Annotated in this window: 4 protein-coding genes and 1 pseudogene; 1 reads left to right on the top strand and 4 read right to left on the bottom strand. The window is 39.3% G+C overall.

From position 1 onward, the window contains the following. From REG_RS10905 to REG_RS14720, 3 genes and pseudogenes are all read right to left on the bottom strand, one after another. Positions 1–441: ABC transporter transmembrane domain-containing protein (locus tag REG_RS10905; protein ID WP_006705437.1), on the bottom strand; the 441-nt coding region annotated here is incomplete at its 3' end. A gap of 77 nt (positions 442–518) precedes the next feature. Further along, positions 519–1,019, bottom strand: a complete 501-nt coding sequence (locus tag REG_RS10900; RefSeq protein ID WP_006705436.1) for an ABC transporter transmembrane domain-containing protein — start codon at positions 1,017–1,019, stop codon at positions 519–521. A 111-nt stretch (positions 1,020–1,130) separates the two neighbouring features. After that, positions 1,131–1,304: pseudogene (locus REG_RS14720) on the bottom strand (cysteine peptidase family C39 domain-containing protein); the annotation flags it as partial. Positions 1,305–1,306: 2 nt separating this feature from the next. Here REG_RS14720 and REG_RS09465 point away from each other — a divergent pair. Beyond that, positions 1,307–2,086 (top strand): agmatine deiminase family protein, encoded by a 780-nt coding sequence (locus REG_RS09465; RefSeq protein WP_006705435.1) that lies wholly within the window; start codon positions 1,307–1,309, stop codon positions 2,084–2,086. 658 nt (positions 2,087–2,744) lie between these two features. Here REG_RS09465 and REG_RS14900 read toward each other — a convergent pair. Further along, on the bottom strand, positions 2,745–3,161 hold a 417-nt coding region (locus REG_RS14900), incomplete at its 5' end, for a DUF945 family protein (RefSeq protein WP_176603516.1).

Here is a 3,161-nt window from a genome sequence, read left to right as displayed (position 1 = left end):
GTTGTAAGTAAACGAGAGCGCTTTAACTTCAACTTTCCCTGAAGTGATGAAAAAATTACTGTTTTCGGTATTTGATGTTGGTTCGCTTTTTGTCAGTGCGATATCGTTTAACCTGTTTATGTGGGTCGGCAAGAGCCGGAATTGATACAACGCATCACTGAAATTAACCACGCGCGTAATAAACAAATCGGAAAACTGCATGAAAGCAAACATGGCACCAGCAGTAAACTTGCCGCTTTCAGCCAGATTTACGCCAAAATAGATAACCACGCCTGATGTTAGCCCGGTAATCGCAAGAGAAAAAACCTGTGAGAAAAAATCAATGCGGAAAAGACGAATGTTAGACACAGCCGCTTCACTACAGAGGTTTAGCCATTTAAGTTTAAGTTTGTCGGCCAAGCCAAGCATTTTAATGGCTGGGATAGCTTTCACTGTTTCCATATAAAAAACTGTATTGCGCGGCTATCCGGGTGATCATCTCAGTTAGCGTAGCGCTGTAGCGCTGAAAGCTCATCACTTTAAAAGTAGCATAGCTTACCCCCCGCAAGTAGCAGGACGACAACGGCTATTAGAGAACTGTAAGCGAACATAAGAGCTGCAATAAAGACGATTAGCACTAAATCGAGAATGGCGCCAATTGTTCGCGCTGTAAAAGCCTCTTTGATTTCTTCGAGCGACTGTATCCGCGATGCCATTTCTCCCAGTGTCCGCTTTTCAAAAAAAGCCACAGGTAAGCTTATGAGTTTCGTAAACACTCCCTCAGACCAGTGCAGGCCGATAGCATATTTCGTGGATGCAATAATCCAGGAGCGTGACCAGGATAAAATAGATCTTATTACCACTATGCAAAGAAATAGTGCAATCATGAAGGTAAGCGAACCCATATCGCTATTTTGCAAAACAGTATCAATAACAAATTGAGAGAATAGGGGGATCATTAATGTCAGGCCTTCGACTGCGCAGGACACAAGAAGCACAGTGCAAAGTAATTTTAATTTGCCTCGCACGCCTGTAAACATATCCCAAAGAGTTAAACGTAGCTCTGTATTTTTCTTTTCAAATAACGCTCCCGGCCACAGTTCGATCGCGATGCCGGTAAAACAATTTGATAGCTCAGAAAGGCTAATTTTTCTTTGACCACAGGCTGGATCATGAATGATTGCATAAGAACGCTTAATTGTTTTGAGAACAACAAAGTGATCAAATGACCAATGCAGGATACAAGGTGTATTTACAGAAAAAAGTTGCTGTAGCTCTGCACGAAAAGGTCTACAGGTAAGGCCAAATTTCTCTGAAACTTCAATTGATGGGATCTAAAGTAGAATTAATTATCCATCCTCTAGATGATGTTTGGATGCGAGATACCGGGCCAGTGTTTGTTTTCGATCAACAACATCGTAAAGCCGCTATCGATTTTAACTTTAATGGTTGGGGAAATAAGCAAAAACATGATCGTGATGCTAAAGTTGCTTCATTTATCATTGAAAAAAGTGGAGCTGAATTAATCAAGACTCGATTAATATTAGAAGGAGGAGCAATAGTCGTCGACGGAGATGGAACAGCTATTTTTACCGAAAGCTGTATTATTAATAGCAATAGAAATTTGGGTATTAATAAAACTGAATGTGAAAATGAGTTGAAAAGATTACTCGGGCTAGAAGAAATAATCTGGCTTCCCGGGATAAGAGATCAAGATATTACGGATGGCCATACTGATGGTTATGTCAAATTTGTTAAACCAGGTATGGTTGTTGCAGGTTATGAATCGGATCCTTTGTCCTATGATTACCAGATAACTCAATGTCACCTTGATATTCTGCGTAAGGCGGTGGATGCTAAGGGACGTAAATTGGATATTATTACTCTTGAAGCCCCTAGAACAATCCGTCAAAAATATGTTTCTGACAATTTTTTTGCGAGTTACATTAATTATTATGTATGTAACAACGCGGTTATCATGCCAGAATTTTGTGATGAAAAAGCAGATAGAGCTGCTGCAGAAAAATTGGAAGAGTTATACCCTAAACGTGACATTGTTATGATTAATATTGATGCTATTGCCATCGGAGGGGGAGGGATTCATTAGACCTCTTTGGAAACCGTAGCGAGTGATGCGGAGTCAAGGCGCCCGGCGCACAGCAACCTTCGTTAACATAAAGTACATGAGGATTGCGCGCACCGGGCAACGCAGGATTCGCGTCACTCGCTACGGTTTCCAAAGAGGTCTATTGTCTTACTCAGCAAGAGCCCCGTTTTTAATCTAGCATGCCAGTTAGCATCTATTTGAAATCTTCTACTGTATTAATTGATGATTGAGTTTGCTGAGTACAGATTCAAGTTTGGAAAATTGAGAATTCATTCTATCGACTAAGTTATATTAATTTCTTTTATTAGTTACAACATAAATTTAATTTCTTTGCTTTTTACAATAGAAAAACTCGATTGAGAAAAAAATAGTCGAAAAAGTACAATTTAGATAACGTAAATAAACATTTTAAACCACTTTTTAAATAGACTACTTACAAAACCATAACCAGGGATGAGGAAGTCGCACCACCCCGCGCTACGGGGTACGAGTATGAGGATTACAAACACAAAGTAACGCAGAATTCACACTACCAGTAGTGTTATGCAAGCAGTCTAAAACATCAGAGAACAGACTCTTAGCAAATGTAGGGTGCTGTCCTTTTATTGTTCGGGGGAGGGCGTTTGTTCAGAAGGATGCTCAGGTGTTGGCTCTTCATTTATTGGATTAAATAACCCAAATAATCCAATAAATTCCTGTATAGTTTTTTATTATTCAGATCGATTTGATTATCGGCGTAGTGAAAACTACTGCTTATGGTATCGTCTTTATTTGTTGTTAATCTAAATATTTTTCCCATTGCTACTAAGCCTTGAACTTGTTGTTCAGCGAGTTTTTGTGATTCTTCAGCATTGTATCCAGCGAGTAGTTCAATTTGCATTGTTAAATGCGTGGCCATAGCTTGTGGAATAGTCAGTGTCGCATCATTTTTTTTTACACGTTGAGCCAGAAATGATTTCTCTAGAGTATTATTGGCGATAGTTGTATTCGTGGCTGGATCTATCAATTCCACATTCAGATTTAACATGCTTTCACCCTTACTGTTTTTCCAGCTTAAGGGCTCAATATTTAAAAT

The organism is Candidatus Regiella insecticola LSR1 (genome assembly GCF_000143625.1).
In the GTDB taxonomy this organism is placed as follows: Bacteria; Pseudomonadota; Gammaproteobacteria; order Enterobacterales; family Enterobacteriaceae; genus Regiella; species Regiella insecticola.
This window is presented reverse-complemented; position numbering and strand designations above follow the sequence as displayed.

What these genes read in the sequence shown, in the direction of transcription:
- REG_RS09465 (WP_006705435.1), top strand. Translation starts at nt 1,307, where the DNA reads ATGGGATCTAAAGTAGAATTAATTATCCATCCTCTAGATGATGTTTGG.
- REG_RS10900 (WP_006705436.1), bottom strand. Translation starts at nt 1,019, where the DNA reads ATGTTTACAGGCGTGCGAGGCAAATTAAAATTACTTTGCACTGTGCTT.